Source organism: Microbacterium suwonense (assembly GCF_030296555.1).
In the GTDB taxonomy this organism is placed as follows: domain Bacteria; phylum Actinomycetota; class Actinomycetes; order Actinomycetales; family Microbacteriaceae; genus Microbacterium; species Microbacterium suwonense.
On sequence record NZ_AP027728.1, the window covers coordinates 1,393,615 to 1,409,665 of the forward strand.

The 16,051-nt window shown below is 69.3% G+C and carries 11 protein-coding genes, 4 pseudogenes and 2 riboswitches; of the genes and pseudogenes, 7 read left to right on the plus strand and 8 right to left on the minus strand.

Features of this window, described 5'->3' with window-relative positions:
* Positions 1 to 4: 4 nt before the first annotated feature.
* The 4 genes and pseudogenes from fdxA to QUE33_RS07060 all read right to left on the minus strand — a co-directional run.
* Positions 5 to 316 (minus strand): annotated as a pseudogene (gene fdxA / locus QUE33_RS07045) (ferredoxin); the annotation flags it as partial.
* Positions 317 to 325: 9 nt separating this feature from the next.
* On the minus strand, positions 326 to 736 hold the full coding sequence (locus QUE33_RS07050) for a histidinol dehydrogenase (RefSeq protein WP_286302750.1): 411 nt from the start codon (positions 734 to 736) through the stop codon (positions 326 to 328).
* Positions 737 to 792: 56 nt separating this feature from the next.
* On the minus strand, positions 793 to 1,107 hold the full coding sequence (locus QUE33_RS07055; RefSeq protein WP_286302751.1) for an AzlD domain-containing protein: 315 nt from the start codon (positions 1,105 to 1,107) through the stop codon (positions 793 to 795).
* The gene (locus QUE33_RS07060; protein ID WP_286302752.1) at positions 1,104 to 1,868 is read right to left on the minus strand and encodes an AzlC family ABC transporter permease; all 765 of its coding nucleotides are present in this window, start codon (positions 1,866 to 1,868) and stop codon (positions 1,104 to 1,106) included. Before QUE33_RS07060 ends, QUE33_RS07055 begins: the two co-directional genes overlap by 4 nt.
* Positions 1,869 to 1,934: 66 nt before the next feature.
* On the opposite strand from QUE33_RS07060, the gene QUE33_RS07065 reads away from it, so the two are divergent.
* Complete coding sequence (locus QUE33_RS07065; RefSeq protein WP_286302754.1) at positions 1,935 to 2,480, plus strand: helix-turn-helix domain-containing protein; 546 nt, start codon at positions 1,935 to 1,937, stop codon at positions 2,478 to 2,480.
* Positions 2,481 to 2,587: 107 nt separating this feature from the next.
* Here the strand turns inward: QUE33_RS07065 and typA are convergent, their stop codons facing one another.
* A complete protein-coding gene (typA, locus tag QUE33_RS07070; RefSeq protein WP_286302756.1) occupies positions 2,588 to 4,498 on the minus strand; it encodes a translational GTPase TypA in 1,911 nt (636 codons plus the stop codon).
* 137 nt (positions 4,499 to 4,635) lie between these two features.
* Between typA and QUE33_RS07075 the strand changes: the two genes are divergently transcribed.
* A complete protein-coding gene (locus QUE33_RS07075; RefSeq protein WP_378762269.1) occupies positions 4,636 to 5,430 on the plus strand; it encodes a CPBP family intramembrane glutamic endopeptidase in 795 nt (264 codons plus the stop codon).
* Positions 5,431 to 5,583: 153 nt separating this feature from the next.
* Here QUE33_RS07075 and gcvP read toward each other — a convergent pair whose 3' ends face one another.
* The 3 genes and pseudogenes from gcvP to gcvT all read right to left on the minus strand — a co-directional run bounded on the left by gcvP (position 5,584) and on the right by gcvT (position 9,960).
* Positions 5,584 to 8,424 carry an aminomethyl-transferring glycine dehydrogenase gene (gcvP, locus tag QUE33_RS07080; protein ID WP_286303095.1) on the minus strand — a complete coding sequence of 947 codons (2,841 nt, stop codon included), beginning with the start codon at positions 8,422 to 8,424 and terminating at the stop codon, positions 5,584 to 5,586.
* A 56-nt stretch (positions 8,425 to 8,480) separates the two neighbouring features.
* Positions 8,481 to 8,858 carry a glycine cleavage system protein GcvH gene (gene gcvH, locus QUE33_RS07085; protein ID WP_286302760.1) on the minus strand — a complete coding sequence of 126 codons (378 nt, stop codon included), beginning with the start codon at positions 8,856 to 8,858 and terminating at the stop codon, positions 8,481 to 8,483.
* Positions 8,855 to 9,960 (minus strand): annotated as a pseudogene (gene gcvT, locus QUE33_RS07090) (glycine cleavage system aminomethyltransferase GcvT). Before gcvT ends, gcvH begins: the two are co-directional and overlap by 4 nt.
* 49 nt (positions 9,961 to 10,009) lie before the next feature.
* Positions 10,010 to 10,155: riboswitch (glycine riboswitch) on the minus strand.
* Positions 10,156 to 10,249: riboswitch (glycine riboswitch) on the minus strand.
* 110 nt (positions 10,250 to 10,359) lie between these two features.
* Here gcvT and QUE33_RS07095 point away from each other — a divergent pair.
* The 5 genes and pseudogenes from QUE33_RS07095 to QUE33_RS07115 all read left to right on the plus strand — a co-directional run bounded on the left by QUE33_RS07095 (position 10,360) and on the right by QUE33_RS07115 (position 16,040).
* Positions 10,360 to 10,980, plus strand: coding sequence for an NUDIX hydrolase (locus QUE33_RS07095; protein ID WP_286303097.1), 621 nt, complete (start codon positions 10,360 to 10,362; stop codon positions 10,978 to 10,980).
* A gap of 188 nt (positions 10,981 to 11,168) precedes the next feature.
* Complete coding sequence (gene nadA / locus QUE33_RS07100) at positions 11,169 to 12,485, plus strand: quinolinate synthase NadA (protein WP_434019619.1); 1,317 nt, start codon at positions 11,169 to 11,171, stop codon at positions 12,483 to 12,485.
* Complete coding sequence (gene nadB, locus QUE33_RS07105) at positions 12,485 to 13,993, plus strand: L-aspartate oxidase (protein WP_286302762.1); 1,509 nt, start codon at positions 12,485 to 12,487, stop codon at positions 13,991 to 13,993. Before nadA ends, nadB begins: the two co-directional genes overlap by 1 nt.
* Positions 13,990 to 14,849, plus strand: a pseudogene (gene nadC / locus QUE33_RS07110) (carboxylating nicotinate-nucleotide diphosphorylase). The gene nadB and the pseudogene nadC overlap by 4 nt, the downstream one beginning before the upstream one ends.
* Positions 14,849 to 16,040, plus strand: a pseudogene (locus QUE33_RS07115) (cysteine desulfurase family protein). Before nadC ends, QUE33_RS07115 begins: the two co-directional pseudogenes overlap by 1 nt.
* Positions 16,041 to 16,051: the final 11 nt, after the last annotated feature.

Genomic DNA, 16,051 nt, shown 5'->3' on the forward strand with positions numbered 1-16,051 from the left:
CCCCCTGCGGCGGCAGTGCGGAGACCACAGCATGGTCGTAGGGCAGCACGCCGACCTTGGCAGCGCCACCGGGCGAGCCGAGCTCTTCGAAGAACTCAACGTTGGCCTTGTAGTAGTCAGCCCACTCCTCAGGCAGGTCATCTTCATAGAAGATCGCCTCGACGGGGCACACCGGCTCGCAGGCGCCGCAGTCCACGCACTCGTCAGGGTGAATGTACAGCATCCGCTCGCCTTCATAGATGCAGTCCACGGGACATTCGTCGACGCAGGCGCGATCCTTGACGTCGACGCAGGGAAGGGCGATCACATACGTCACGAGTCCAGTCTACGACGCGTGCGGGTCACGGTCTCCCGGAGCGGCGTGGGATTCCGACAGTGCGCGCAGCCGCGAGAAGTCGGGCCACAGCACGACGAGCACGACGATCCCCGCCGCGACGTACATCCAGATGTTGCCCAGCGGCGTGTTCGGCACGATCACTGAGCCGCCTGGCCCGCGCTGGGAGATCACCAGGATCAATGTCATCATCCCGACTCCGGCAGCCAGTGCCGCCCAGCGATCCCCGGTCAGCGTACGCAGTGCGACCAGCAGCGCTGCGCAGGCGATGGCGCCCAGGATCATGCCCACCGGGATCCGCCCCAGCGTGTAACTGTGCGCGATGGTGGCCGCCACACCGTACACCGCACCGATGGCCGCGGCGGCGAGCCAGGACAGACCGCGGGAGATCACAGAGCGCACCGGAACAGCCTAGCTGTCCCTGCCTGACGCGCATGCGGCCTTACGCGCATGCGTGGTCACGCTGCCCACCCGGCCAGCCGCAGTAGAGCGGCGACAGCGGCGGCGGCGACCACGACCACCAGGAACGACTGACGCAGCCACAGCAGACCAGCGGCGACCAGAACGGCCGGCACCCTGGCATCCACCATCACCGCCTGCCCGGCTCCGAGCGACTGCACCGCCACCAGCGCCGCCAGCAGCGCGACCGTGAGCAGATCGGAGATCCGAGCCGGGCGCGGGGCTTCCAGCAGCCGGGCCGGGATGAGGTAGCCGAAGGCCTTCAGGCCTACGCAGACGCAGGCGGCCAGCAGCACCGCGCTCCAGACGCTCATGTCGCCTGCACCCCTTCGACCGGTGCGCTCCGGGCCGCCGGATGCTCATCCCGACCGAGCCAGTTGAACCACCCCACGACGATCGCCACGACCGCGGCGACCAGCACAGGCAGCCCCGGCATCAGCACAGGGGTGAGCGCCGCGGCGACCACGGCCGCGGCCACGCCGACCACGACGGCCTGACGCTGCTTCAGCCGCGGCCAGAGAAGGGCGAGGAACGCGGCCGCAGCCGCGGCATCCAGCCCCCAGGCCTTCGGGTCGCCCAGCACGTCGCCGAGCAGTGCACCGGCGAGTGTGGTGAGATTCCAGCCGATGAACACGCCGAGACCGGTGATCCAGAAGCCGAGGCGCCCGAGTTCCGGGGTGCGCTGCGAGACGGCCACGGCCGTGGACTCGTCGATCGTGATCTGCGCGGCCGCAGTGCGCCGCCAGAATCCGTCGCCGATGATGGCTGACATCCGCATGCCGTAAGCCACGTTGCGCACCCCCAGCAGCACGGCGGATGCGATGGCCGAGGGCAGCGCTGCGATTCCGCCGGCGCCGAAGACGCCGATGAACGCGAACTGCGATCCTCCGGTGAACATCACCAGGCTCAGCACGCAGGTCTGCCAGACATCCAATCCGGATGCCACGGCGAGAGCGCCGAAGGAGATGCCGTACGCGCTCGTGGCGATGGCCACGCCGAGGCCTTCCCGCCACACCTCACGGGAGGCGCGGCGATCGACGTTCGACACTCCGCCTGTTCGATCTGATGAACGCATGATCAACATTCTGAACACCTACGACTCGCTCGTCAAGCTGAACGATCGTTTGACATACTGAACACCATGGATCTGCGCGAACGCATCGCCCATGCCCTCCGTCACGAGCGGGAGTCCGCCGGCATCTCGGTATCGGAACTGGCCCGCCGCGCGGGTGTCTCGAAGGCCACCGTCTCCCAGTTGGAGAGCGGCGCCGGCAACCCGAGTGTGGAGACGCTGTGGGCGCTCGGCGACGCCCTCGGCATCCCGTTCGCCACCCTCGTCGACGAGCGCAGCACCGCACCACGCCTGATCCGCGTCGGCGACCATGCCGGCGTCCCCTCCGCCGCCGCACCCTATCTGGCGACCCTGCTCTCCGCCGCCGCACCCGGCACGCGCCGGGACATCTACCTCATCCAGGCCGACCCCGGTGAGCCGCGCCGATCTCTTCCACACCATCCGGGCACGACCGAGCATGTGGTGCTGGTGTCGGGCGAAGCGCTGATCGGGCCCTCCGAGCAGCCCGAGCTGCTGCATCCGGGCGACTACCTGTGCTACCCCGGAGACGCGCCCCACGTGTTCGAGGCGCAGGTGGCCGGCACCAGTGCGGTGCTGATCAGCGAATTGCGCTGACGCCCCTCGCCGAGACCCCTCCTGAATGTCGAGACCCCTCCTGATTCGCGCGATCCACGAGGGGTGTCGGCGACCAGGAGGGGTATCGGCGAGAGAGGAGGTGTGGGTCAGGCGTTCGCGTCCTGGCGCTTCATGCGCGATGCCTCGCGACCGCGGACGGTCTGGTCGAGGATCACCTTGCGGATGCGGACGACCTCGGGGGTCACCTCGACGCATTCGTCGTCGCGGGCGAACTCCAGGCTCTCCTCGAGCGAAAGCTCGCGCGGCGGCGTCATCGACTCGAAGTTGTCGGCGGTCGCCGAACGCATGTTGGTGAGCTTCTTCTCCTTGGTGATGTTCACGTCCATGTCATCGGCGCGGGAGTTCTCACCGATGACCATGCCCTCGTAGACCTCCTGCGTGGGCTTGACGAAGAACGACATGCGCTCCTGCAGGGCGATCATCGCGAACGGGGTGACGACACCGCTGCGGTCCGCGACGATCGAGCCGTTCTGGCGGGTCGAGATGTGTCCGGCCCAGGGCTCGTAGCCGTGCGAGATGCTGTTGGCGATGCCCGTGCCACGCGTGGTCGTCATGAACTCGGTGCGGAATCCGATCAGCCCACGGGAGGGGACGATGAACTCCATGCGCACCCAGCCAGTGCCGTGGTTGATCATGTTGTCCATGCGACCCTTGCGGGCGGCGAGCAGCTGCGTGATCGCGCCGAGGTACTCCTCCGGAGCGTCGATGGTCAGGTGCTCGAAGGGCTCGTGCGTCTTGCCGTCGATCTTCTTCGTGACCACCTGCGGCTTGCCGACGGTGAGCTCGAAGCCCTCGCGCCGCATGTTCTCGACGAGGATGGCGAGCGCCAGCTCTCCGCGACCCTGCACCTCCCAGGCATCCGGACGCCCGATGTCGACGACCTTGAGGGAGACGTTGCCGATCAGCTCGCGGTCCAGGCGGTCCTTGACCATGCGAGCGGTGAGCTTGTGCCCCTTGACCTTGCCCATCAGAGGAGAGGTGTTCGTGCCGATGGTCATCGAGATGGCGGGATCGTCGACCGTGATGGCCGGCAGCGGTCGCACGTCGTCGGGGTCGGCGATGGTCTCGCCGATCGTGATGTCCTCGAAGCCGGCGATGGCGACGATATCGCCGGGACCGGCCGACTCGGCCGGATAGCGCTCCAGCGCACGGGTCTTCAGCAGTTCGGTGATGCGGGCGTTCGCATGCGTGCCGTCGGCGCGCACCCACGCGACGGTCTGGCCCTTCTTGAGCGTGCCGTTGAACACACGCAGCAGCGCCAGACGCCCCAGGAACGGGCTGGAGTCGAGGTTGGTGACCCACGCCTGCAGCGGGGCCTCGTCGTCGTAGTCGGGGGCGGGAATGTGCTCGAGGATGGCCTCGAAGAGCGGCTCGAGGTCGCCGTTGTCGGGCAGCTCGCCGTTGGCAGGGCGCTTGCGCGAGGCGGCGCCGGCGCGACCCGATGCGTAGACCACCGGCACGTCCAGGAGCGCGTCGACGTCGAGGTCGGGGACGTCGTCGACCAGATCGGATGCCAGGCCCAGCAGCAGATCCTGGGCCTCGGCCTCGACCTCGGCGATGCGCGCATCGGGGCGGTCGGTCTTGTTGACCAGCAGGATGACGGGCAGCTTCGCCTCGAGCGCCTTGCGCAGCACGAAGCGGGTCTGCGGTAGCGGCCCCTCTGAGGCATCCACCAGCAGCACCACTCCGTCGACCATGGACAGGCCGCGCTCGACCTCGCCTCCGAAGTCGGCGTGGCCGGGGGTGTCGATCACGTTGATCGTCACCGGCGACTCGGTGTGGATGCCGTTGTAGGTGATCGCGGTGTTCTTCGCGAGGATCGTGATGCCCTTCTCGCGCTCGAGATCACCGGAGTCCATCGACCGCTCTTCGACGTGTGCGTGCTCGCCGAACGAGCCCGTCTGACGGAGCATCGCGTCGACGAGGGTGGTCTTGCCGTGGTCGACGTGAGCGACGATCGCGACGTTTCGGAGGTCAGAGCGGAGGGCGTGCGCCATTCAGAGAGTCCTAAGCGGGTGGGGATGCGCCGGGATGCCGACGTTCCAGGATAGCGTATGGTCCCTGACCCCCTCCTCCACCGTTCATGTAGCGCAAATTGCTCCGCTGAGCCACCGAACGCAGCAACTTGCGCTACATGAAAGCGGGGGCGCCTACCATCGTGAGGGTGACGACGAACCGAGCGCGCCTGTGGTGGGAGATCGGCATCGTGCTGGCGCTGGGGCTGGGCCAGTCGGCGGTCTATTCGATCGTGCAGCTGGCGTACCGCCTGACGGACAGCACTCCCCTGGCCGACCAGACCGCAACACTGAACCCGTCGCGCAGCGACCGCGAGGTCTTCGATCTGATCTACCAGGTGCTCTCGATCGGCTTCGGGATCGTGCCCGTCCTGCTGGTCTGCTACCTGCTCTGGCAGTCGCAGCGACCTCACCTGCGTGTGCTCGGGTTGGATGGGCGCCGAGCCGGGCGGGATGCCGGCTGGGGCGTGCTGCTGGTGCTGGCCATCGGCATCCCCGGCATCGGCCTTTACCTGCTCGGGCGCTCGCTGGGCTGGTTCGTGGCCGTGAACCCTGCGGGCCTGAATGCGCACTGGTGGACGGTGCCGATCCTGCTGCTCTCCGCCGCACGGGCGGCGATCCAGGAGGAGTTCGTCGTGCTCGGCTATCTGTTCGCGCGACTGCGGCAACTGGGCTGGGGGCCGTGGCCCATCATCGTGGCGACGAGCCTGCTACGCGCGAGCTACCACCTGTACCAGGGCCCGGGCGCATTCGTCGGCAACTTCGCGATGGGGATGCTGTTCGGCTGGCTGTTCGCGCGCTCCGGGCGGCTGCTGCCGTTCCTGGTCGCGCACTTCCTCATCGACGCGGCGGCGTTCATCGGCTACCCGTGGGCGGCCGCCATGTGGCCGGCGCTGTTCGGGCTGCCCAGCTGACCGGCATCCGCTCCCGCTGACCGGCATCCGCTCCAGCTGACCGGCATCCGCTGCCGCTGCCGCTGCCCAGCCTCCGCTCCCGCTGACCAGCCTCCGCCTCGCCGAACCGCCCCGCCGCCGGGATCGGCGACGGGGCGGTTCGAGAACGGATACTCAGGCGAACGCCTCGATCGGCGGGCAGGCGCACACCAGATTGCGATCTCCATAGGCCTGATCGATGCGACGCACCGGCGGCCAATACTTCGTCGCGACCAAGGCGGGCACGGGGTACGCGGCCTCCTCCCGGGTGTAGGCGTGTGCCCACTCCCCCGAGATCAGTGATGCCGCCGTGTGCGGTGCGTTCACCAGGGGATTGTCGTCCGCAGGCCAGCGACCCGCGGCCACGGCATCCGCCTCGGCCTTGATCATGATCATCGCCTCGATGAACCGCTCCAGCTCGCCCAGATCCTCCGACTCGGTGGGCTCGACCATGAGCGTTCCCGGAACCGGGAAAGACATGGTCGGGGCGTGGAAGCCGAAGTCGATGAGCCGTTTGGCGACGTCGTCGACCGTAATGCCGGTCGTGCTCTTCAGCGGACGCAGGTCGAGGATGCACTCGTGCGCCACGCGACCCTGCTCGCCGGTGTACAGCACCGGGAAGTGGTCGGCCAGGCGCGCGGCGATGTAGTTCGCCGACAGCACGGCAGCAGCAGTGGCCTCGCGCAGGCCGTCCGCACCCATCATGCGCACGTACGCCCACGAGATCGGGAGCACACCGGCCGAACCGTACGGGGCCCCGGAGACCGGGCCGCCCTCGAACACGTAGCCGCCCGCGTGAACGTCCTTCTGCTCCTGCGGGTGGCCGGGCAGGTACGGTGCGAGGTGCGCCTTGGCAGCCACCGGCCCGATGCCCGGACCGCCACCGCCATGGGGGATGGCGAAGGTCTTGTGCAGGTTCAGGTGCGAGACGTCACCGCCCAGATCGCCGAAGCGTGCGTACCCGAGCAGCGCGTTCAGGTTCGCACCGTCGACGTACACCTGGCCACCCGCGTCGTGCACGGCGGAGGTGATCTGCACGACCTGCTCCTCGTACACGCCGTGCGTGGACGGGTAGGTGATCATGAGAGCGGCAAGGCTCTCGGCGTGCTGCGCGATCTTGGCGCGCAGGTCATCGAGGTCGACGTTGCCGAGTTCGTCGGTCGCGACGACGACCACCTTCATGCCCGCCAGCACCGCGGATGCCGCATTCGTGCCGTGCGCGGATGACGGGATCAGGCACACCGTGCGGTGCTCCTGTCCGTTGGCGTGGTGGAAGCCGCGGATGGCGAGCAGACCGGCCAGCTCTCCCTGCGATCCGGCGTTCGGCTGCAGCGAGACCGCGTCGTAGCCGGTGACCTCGGCCAGCCACGCCTCGAGCTGGTCGATCATCGCCAGCGACCCCTCGACGTCCTCACGGGGCGCGAACGGATGCAGCTGGGCGAATTCGGGCCAGGTGATGGCGGCCATCTCGGTGGCCGCGTTGAGCTTCATCGTGCACGAGCCGAGCGGGATCATGCCGCGATCGAGCGCGTAGTCGCGGTCGGCGAGCTGCTTGAGGTAGCGCATCATGGCGGTCTCGGAGCGGTGCACGTGGAAGACCGGATGCGTGAGGTACTCGTCCTGGCGCAGCAGCTCGCCGGGGAGCGCGCCGGGCGAACCGGCGTCGGCCCAGCCGAAGGTGCGCTCCTGCTTGCCGCCGAACAGCAGCGCCACACGGTGCAGGTCGGTGAAGGTAGTGGTCTCGTCAACGGAGATCCCCACCGTGCCCGCATCGGCCAGTCGCAGCAGGATCCCGAACTCGTCGTGCGCTCGACTGACGATCGATGCGGCGTTCGCTGTGCGGACGGTGACGGTGTCGAAGAAGCTCTCGTGCACGACCTCGGCGCCCGCGTCGACGAGCCAGTCGCGCAGTAGGGACGCGCGCAGCGCCACGTTGCGCGCGATCGTGCGCAGCCCGTCGGGCCCGTGGTACACGGCGTACATCGACGCCATCACAGCCAGCAGCACCTGGGCGGTGCAGATGTTCGAGGTGGCCTTCTCACGGCGGATGTGCTGCTCGCGGGTCTGCAGGGCGAGCCGGTAGGCCGGCCTGCCCTCGGCATCCACCGACACCCCGACCAGACGGCCGGGCAGCTGACGCTCCAGCCCCGCGCGCACCGCCATGTAGCCCGCGTGCGGGCCGCCGAAGCCCATCGGAACGCCGAAGCGCTGTGTGGTTCCCACTGCGACATCCGCGCCGAGCGAACCCGGCGAGCGCAGCAGCGTCAGAGCCAGCAGATCGGCGGCGACCACGGCGATGCCACCGGCGACGTGAGCCGCATCGATGACGGCGCTCGGGTCCCAGACGCGACCGGAGGCACCCGGGTACTGCACGAACACGCCGAACAGCGCCTCCGGCAGCTCCTCGCCGCCCGCGAGATCGCGCTCGAGCAGTTCGATGCCGACGGCAGCGGCGCGGGTGGCCAGCAGTGCCTTGGTCTGCGGCAGCGCATCGGCGTCGACGACGAACACGTCGGATTTCGCCTTCGAGGCGCGCCGCGCCAGCAGCATCCCCTCGGCAACGGCCGTCGACTCGTCCAGCATCGACGAGTTCGCGGTCGTCAGCCCGGTGAGGTCGGACACCATGGTCTGGAAGTTGATCAGCGCCTCCAGACGCCCCTGCGAGATCTCCGGCTGGTACGGCGTGTAGGCCGTGTACCAGGACGGATTCTCGAGCACGTTGCGCTGGATCACGCTCGGAGTGAACGTGCCGTAGTAGCCGAGCCCGATCATGGCGCGGTTGACGGTGTTGCGCGATGCGAGGTCGCGCAGCTCAGCGAGCGTCTCGGCCTCGGAGGCCGCGGACGGGATGCCCGAGTCCCCAGAACCGGAGTCCCCGGAGGGTGTGAAGATGGAGGCCGGCACGGCCTGGCGCATCAGCGCCTCGACCGGACTCCAGTCCTCCAGGTCGGATGCGACGCCCAGCGCGTCGAGCATCCGGCGCTGCGCCTGGGAGGTGATCCCGATATGACGGTCGGCGAAGGAGACCACTCTCAGCCTGCCGTGATCGCGGTGTAGGCGTCGCGGTCGAGCAGACCGTCGAGCGCATCGGCGCCGACCGATACCTTGATCAGCCAGGCGTCCTCGAAGGGCGAGGAGTTTAGCAGCGCCGGGTCGTCGACGACGGCCTGGTTGACCTCGGTGACGGTGCCGGTGACGGGAGCGTAGAGCTCGGAGACCGACTTGGTCGACTCAGCCTCGCCGAACACGTCGCCACGGGCGAGCTCGGTGCCCACCTCGGGCAGTTCCACGAAGACGATGTCGCCGAGTGCGTCGGCGGCGAAGTCGGTGATGCCGACTGTGGCGGTGTCGCCGTCGACGGCGACCCATTCATGCTCTTCGCTGTACTTGAGAGTGCTGAGATCGGTCATTTCTTCCTCCGGTAGAAAGGCAGGGCGGTCACGGTCGCGGGAATCCTCGTCCCACGCACATCAAGGAATACTGCGGTTCCCTCCTGGGCGGAAGAGGGATCGATGAAGGCCATCGCGATGGGGTGGCCGAGCGTCGGGCTCAGGGCGCCGCTGGTGATCTCGCCGAGGGCGGTGCCATCGGCATCCACCACCGCGTAGCCGGCACGGCCGGCACGGCGCCCCTCGGCGGCGAGCCCCACCAGCACGCGAGCCCCTCGGCGGGCGCCACGGCATCCTTGCCGACGAAGCGCTCCTTGTCGACGGCGACGACGCGGCCCAGTCCGGCCTGCGCCGGTCTGATCTCACGGGACAGCTCGTGGCCGTACAGCGGCATCCCCGCCTCCAGCCGCAGAGTGTCGCGCGCGGCGAGACCCGCGGGCACGATGCCGTGCTTCTCTCCGGCGGCGAGCACGGCATCCCACAACGCCTCGGCGTCAGCTGCAGCGACGAGCAGCTCGAAGCCGTCCTCACCCGTGTACCCGGTGCGCGCCAGCAGAAGCGGCTTGCCGGCGAAAGTGGCGCTGGCCGAGGAGTAGTACTTCTGCGCCGGCCAGGGCACGCTGATCTCGTCGATGCCGGCAGTCTCGGTGAGAATCCTCTCCGCCGCGGGACCCTGCACGGCGATCAGCGCATAGGCGTCGGAGACGTCGACGACGTCCACATCCATGCCCTCGGTGCGCGCGGCGAGCGCCTCGCGCACGGCGTCCCGATTCCCGGCGTTGGAGATGATCAGGAAGTCGTCATCCGCCAGGCGGTAGACGATCACATCGTCGACGATGCCGCCGCCGTCGGTGAGCAGCAGCGAGTACTTCGCCTTGCCGACCGTCATCGCCGACAGCCGCCCGGCGAGCGCGTAGTCGAGATAGGCGGCAGCATCCGCACCGCGCACGGTGAACTCGGCCATGTGCGAGATGTCGAAGATGCCGGCCGCCTGGCGCACCGCGTGGTGCTCGGCGAGGTCGGAGGTGTAGCGCACCGGCATCTGCCAGCCGCCGAAGTCGGTGAAAGAGGCTCCGAGCGCCTCATGGCGTGCGCGGAGCGGTGTGTAGCGGGTTTCGGTCATGGAGTTCTCCCGGTCAGGATCGGGTAGGACGGCGCCATCGTCGTCCTGGGAACTCCCCTCTGTCATCGGGCCTGAGAGCTTCGCCCTTCACTTCGACTCGCTGCCGCTCGCTCAAGACGAGCGAACGGCTCAGGGAGCCATCGATAGAGCTTTCACCGTCGGCGGATCTCTCTCGAGATCGCTTTTCAGAGCGGCCCGACGCGGGCGGTGGGGGTACCTGAGAGATTGGCGGGGAGGCTTGCTCCTTCGGTGCCCGGCTGCGTTCATCGGGCTCTCCCGCACACGTCGTACGGCCTGTATTCGGTTGGACCTCCAGCATAGCCGCACGCGCCGCGCACCTCGTCTAGGCTCGTCGATGTGAGTGGCCCGACAGGTGAGCAGGACGCGATCCGCGTCGCAGTGTCGACAGTCATCTTCTCGCTGCGCGGTGCACCGGAGGGCGACCGACTGATGCTGCCGCTGGTGCGCCGCACGCGCGAACCGCACCTGGGTGCGTGGGCGCTGCCCGGCGGGTGGCTGGATCCTGCGGAGAACCTGGATGCCGCGGCATCCCGCACCCTCGCCGAGACCACCGCCCTCAAGCCGAGCTACCTGGAGCAGCTCTACACGTTCGGGGACGTCGATCGCGCCCCGACCAGGGCGATCTCCATCGTGTACTGGGCGCTGCTGCGCTCGGACCTCGTCGACGCGCAGCGCTCCGCCCGCGACGCTCCGGAGAACGTCGAATGGTTCGATGTCGACGAGATCCCGCCACTCGCGTTCGATCACAACCTCATCGCGGAGTATGCCCTCGACCGGCTGCGCAACAAGGTCGCCTACAGCCGCATCGCCGCGGGCCTGCTGCCCGACGAGTTCACCCTCACCGAACTGCGCGAGGTGTACGAAGCCGTCCTCGGTCGCCGCCTGGACCCGTCGAACTTCCGCCGCCTGCTCGAGGGCTCCGACGAGCTCGTGCCGACCGAGTCGTTCCGCACCGGAAATCATCGCCCGGCACGCCTGTACCGCTACATCGCTGACTGACTCGGCATCCGTCCGTACCCTTCCTGCCACAGATGTCGGCGCAGAAGACACTTGTCGGCCGAAACGGGTGATCTGAGCCGACATCCGTCGTTTCGACCGACAGGTGCGCCGGTGCGTCACACCGGACGACCCGGATTGCACTTCTGGTCAGATCGACCTAACCTGGTCGAGGCACAGTAAGTGTCGAAGTGACCAGAAGGCGGCGCCCCGATGTCCACACTCCCCTGCTCGACCCTTCCGTCGATCACGCCCTGCAGGCGATCGTCGAGGGGCGTTCGACGGAATCCACCTGCACCACCGATCTCGCAGCGGGGCCCTGGGATTTCGACACCCGTCCCGGCTACGGGCCCGGCTCCTCGATGGGCGACGTCATCCCCACCGGCGCTCCGCGCCAGGGCGAGCTGCCCGTCGAGTACCGCGAGGCGAGTGAAGACGAGCTGCACGCCCGCATCGACGCGGCCAAGCTGGCCCTGGGCGAGCGCGTCGTCGTGCTCGGGCACTTCTATCAGCGCGAGGAGGTCGTCCGCCACGCCGACTACGTGGGCGACTCGTTCCAGCTCGCGAACGCGGCGTTGGAGCATCCGGAGGCCGAGGCGATCGTCTTCTGCGGAGTGCACTTCATGGCCGAGACCGCCGACCTGCTCTCGCAGCCCGATCAGTCGGTGATCCTGCCGAACCTCGCCGCCGGCTGCTCGATGGCCGATATGGCCGACATCGACCAGGTGGAGGACTGCTGGGAGCAGCTCGCCGACGTCTACGGACCTCTCGACGAGCCGGATGCCGATGGGCTCGTGCCGGTGATCCCGGTCACCTACATGAACTCCTCAGCCGCGATCAAGGGCTTCGTCGGTCGCCACGGCGGGATCGTGTGCACCTCGTCGAATGCGACCACCGTGCTGGAGTGGGCGTTCGCCCGCGGGCGCCGCGTGCTGTTCTTCCCCGACCAGCACCTGGGCCGCAACACCGCCAAGGCGATGGGGGTGCCGCTGGATCGGATGCCGATGTGGAACCCCCGCCAGCCCCTGGGCGGCTCGACGGTCGAGCAGCTGCAGGAGGGGCGGGTGATCCTGTGGCACGGCTTCTGCTCGGTGCACCGCCGTTTCACGGTCGATCAGATCGCCGAGGCCCGTGCCACGCACCCGGATGTGCGCGTGATCGTGCACCCGGAGTGCCCGGCCCCCGTGGTCGACGCCGCCGACGAGTCCGGCTCCACCGCCTACATCCGCCGTGCGATCGAGGAGGCCACCGAGCCGACCACGTTCGCGATCGGCACCGAGGTCAACCTGGTGCGCCGCCTGGCCGCGCAGAACCCGCAGCACACGGTCTTCTGCCTGGATCCGGTCGTCTGCCCGTGTTCGACGATGTATCGCATCCACCCCGGCTATCTCGCCTGGGTGCTCGAAGAGCTGGTGGCCGGTCACGTGCAGAACCGCATTCAGGTCTCGGATGATGTCGCGGCTCCGGCGCGTGTCGCGCTGGAGCGGATGCTGGCGGCGAAGCCCTGATGCACGTCCTCGTCGTCGGCGCGGGCATCGCGGGGCTCACCGCGGCGCTGCGCGCGGATGCCCTGGGGCACGACGTCGAGCTCCTGGTGAAGGGTCATCTCGGCGACGGCTGCACCGTGCGAGCGCAGGGCGGCATCGCTGGCGAGTACGGCCCGGGCGACTCACCGGCGCTGCACGCGCTGGACACCATGCACGCCGGGAACGGCCACGGCGATCCGGTCGCGATCGCCGCACTGGTCGATGGCGCTGCGGCCGCGATCGACGCCCTGGTGGACGCCGGCGTCAGGTTCGACCGCGCCGCTGACGGGTCGATAGCCCGGGGCCTGGAGGCGGCGCACAGCCTGCCGCGCATCGCGCACGCCGGAGGGGATGCCACCGGGAAGGCGATCTCGGATGCCCTGATCGCGCGCCTGCGGTCATCGACCGTACAGGTCAGCGAAGGCGTGTTCGCCGCGGATCTTCTCGTCGAGGAAGGCCGGGTGTGCGGCATCCGTACGCTGGATGGCACCGAGCACCGGGCGGATGCCGTGGTGCTCGCGACCGGCGGGGCCGGGCGGCTTTTCCCCCACACGACGAATCCGCCCGAGACGACCGGCGACGGGATCGCCATGGCGCTGCGCGCCGGCGCCGCGGTCGCCGACCTGGAGTTCATGCAGTTCCATCCCACCGTGCTGGCCGTGGGCGCGCCGTTCCTCATCTCCGAGGCGGTGCGCGGCGCAGGCGCGGTGCTGCGGGATGCCGACGGTCGCCGATTCATGCTGGTCGAGCATCCGGATGCCGAACTGGCGCCACGAGACGTGGTGGCGCGGGCCGTGGCGCGACGCGCCGACGAGCAGGGGTCCCCCGTGCTGCTGGACGCCACGTCCCTGGGCGCTGCGGATCTCGCCCGCCGCTTCCCCACCATCGATGCCGAGCTGCGCCGACGCGGGATCGAGTGGGCGCAGACGCCGGTGCCGATCACACCCGCTGCGCATTATCTGATGGGTGGCGTCGTCACCGACATCGACGGCCGCACCTCGTTGCCCGGGCTCTGGGCGGTCGGCGAGACGGCCCGCTCCGGCGTGCACGGCGCGAACCGCCTCGCGTCGAACTCCCTGCTCGAGGGCGTCGTCTTCGGCGCGCGCGTGGCCGACGCGCTCGCTTCTTCTGCGTTCGTATCGCTTGAATTGCTCGGTTCAGGTCCGAAATGCAGCAATTTGCGCGATATGAACGCAGAGGGCGGGTTCTCACGGGACGCACTCCAGCGGGTCATGTGGGAGCAGGTGGGACTGCGGCGGACGGACGCGGGACTGGCATCCGCCGTGGCGACACTCGACTCGTGGCGGGCACCGCAGCCACGCACGCCGCAGCCACGCACGCCGCAGCCACGCACGCCGGCGGAGCAGGAGGATGCGAATCTGCTCATCGTGGCGCATGCCATGGCATCCGCCGCTCTCGCCCGCACCGACTCGCTCGGCGCGCACTTCCGCGTCGCAGCCCCCGTTCCCGCCCTGATCGGAGCCCCATGATCACGCTCGCCACCCTGCGCCGCACCGTCTCGGCGGCTCTGGAGGAGGACGCGCCGTGGGGCGATATCACCAGCACGGCGCTGCTGCCCGCCGACGCACGCGCGACGGCCGACCTCATCGCCCGCGAACCGGGCGTGTTCAGCGGAGGCGATGTGTTCGCTGCGGCGTTCACCCTGACGGATGCCGACGTGCAGGTCGACCTGCATGTCGGCGACGGCGACCGGTTCGACACCGGCGATGTACTGGCCTCGGTCACCGGCCCCGCCCGCAGCCTGCTCACCGCCGAGCGCGTCGCCCTGAACTTCACACAGCGCATGAGCGGGATCGCCACGCTCACCGCCACGTACGTCGCCGCTGTCGAAGGCACCGGCGCGCGCATCGCCGACACGCGCAAGACCACGCCGGGGCTGCGGGAGTTCGAACGGCACGCGGTGGTCTCCGGAGGCGGCAGCAACCACCGCCGATCGCTGTCGGATGCGGTGATGGCCAAGGACAATCACCTCGCCGTGCTGCGTCAGGGCGGGCACGATCTCGCCACTGCGCTGCGCGAGGCCCTCGGTCGGCTGCCGCACACCACCCATGTCGTCGTCGAGGTCGACAGCCTGGAACAGATCCCCGCCGTGCTCGACGGCGGTGCCGACACCGTGCTGCTGGACAACTTCTCGCTCGACGATCTGCGTCAGGGGTGGCGCTCATCGGCGATCGTGCGACCGCCGAGGCATCCGGCGGGGTGAACCTCGACACCGTGCGCGGGATCGCCGAGACCGGGGTGCAGGTGATCTCGGTCGGTGCGCTGACGCACTCCGCGCGCGCCCTCGATCTGGGCCTGGACCTGCGGATCTCGAACGAGAGCTGATGCTCTACCTCGATCACGCCGCCACCTCCCCGTGCGCCCCGAGGTGCTCGAGGCGATGCGTCCGTATCTGACGGACGTGTTCGGCAACCCGTCGAGCCATCACACCGCGGGTGAGGCGGCGTCCCATGCCCTGGAGGACGCCCGGGCGCGGGTCGCCGCCGCCCTGGGGATGCGCGCGGGCGATGTGATCTTCACCTCGGGCGGCACCGAGGCCAACAACCTCGCGGTCAAGGGGATCGTGCTGGGCGCTCAGCAGACCTCCCCTCGCGGCGGCACCTGATCACCACGCCGATCGAGCACGAGTCCGTGCTGGAGTCCGCCAGCTATCTGCAGCGGCTGCACGGCGTCGAGGTCACGAAACTGCCGGTCGACGCACAGGGCGTCATCAATCCCGAGACCGTGGCGGCTGCGCTGCGCGACGACACCGCCCTGGTCAGCTTCGCGCATGCGAACAACGAGATCGGCACTGTGCAGGACGTCGCCGCCCTCGCGGCGGTCGCGCGGGAGCGTCGCGTGCCGGTGCACGTGGATGCCGTGCAGTCGGCCGGCTGGCTGGACCTGCGCCCCCTGGGCAGGGATGCCCGCGTCGACGCGATCTCGATCGCCGGTCACAAGCTCGGCGCGCCGAAGGGCACCGGCGCGCTTGCGGTGCGCTCCCGGGTGCCTCTCGAGCCGCTCCTGCACGGCGGCGGGCAGGAGCGCGGCCGGCGCAGCGGCACCGAGAACGTCGCGGGAGCGGTCGCACTGGCGACCGCGATCGCACTGGCCGAGACCGAGCGGGAGCGCACCGTCGAACAGGTCGCGGAGGCCACTTCCCGTTTCATCGCCGGCGTGCTGGCATCCGTGCCGCAGGCGCGGCTCACCGGGCATCCCACCCGCCGGCTGCCTGCGACCGCGGGGTTCACCTTCGCCGGGACGAGCGGCGAGGCGGTGCTGCTCGAGCTGGAACGGCGCGGGGTGATCACCTCCAGCGGTTCCGCCTGCGCCGCGGGCAGCGATGAGCCTTCGCACGTGCTGGTGGCGTGCGGTGTCGAGGATGCGGTCGCGCAGACCGCCGTACGGTTCACCTTCGATCGCGCTCCGCTGCCGGCGGACGCCCCCGAACGTCTCGCGGGGCTGCTGGCCGAGGCCGTCGCCGCCGTCGCCGAGTCGACGCTCCGGGAACCAGGCGACCATAGAATCAGTCCGTGAAACCGCTGGTG

What these genes read in the sequence shown, in the direction of transcription:
- gcvP (WP_286303095.1), bottom strand. Translation starts at nt 8,424, where the DNA reads ATGCTCGACGCGCTGGGCGTCGCATCCGACCTGGAGGACTGGAGTCCG.
- QUE33_RS07055 (WP_286302751.1), bottom strand. Translation starts at nt 1,107, where the DNA reads ATGAGCGTCTGGAGCGCGGTGCTGCTGGCCGCCTGCGTCTGCGTAGGC.
- gcvH (WP_286302760.1), bottom strand. Translation starts at nt 8,858, where the DNA reads ATGACCGATCTCAGCACTCTCAAGTACAGCGAAGAGCATGAATGGGTC.
- QUE33_RS07065 (WP_286302754.1), top strand. Translation starts at nt 1,935, where the DNA reads ATGGATCTGCGCGAACGCATCGCCCATGCCCTCCGTCACGAGCGGGAG.
- nadB (WP_286302762.1), top strand. Translation starts at nt 12,485, where the DNA reads ATGCACGTCCTCGTCGTCGGCGCGGGCATCGCGGGGCTCACCGCGGCG.
- QUE33_RS07075 (WP_378762269.1), top strand. Translation starts at nt 4,636, where the DNA reads ATGAAAGCGGGGGCGCCTACCATCGTGAGGGTGACGACGAACCGAGCG.
- QUE33_RS07060 (WP_286302752.1), bottom strand. Translation starts at nt 1,868, where the DNA reads ATGCGTTCATCAGATCGAACAGGCGGAGTGTCGAACGTCGATCGCCGC.
- typA (WP_286302756.1), bottom strand. Translation starts at nt 4,498, where the DNA reads ATGGCGCACGCCCTCCGCTCTGACCTCCGAAACGTCGCGATCGTCGCT.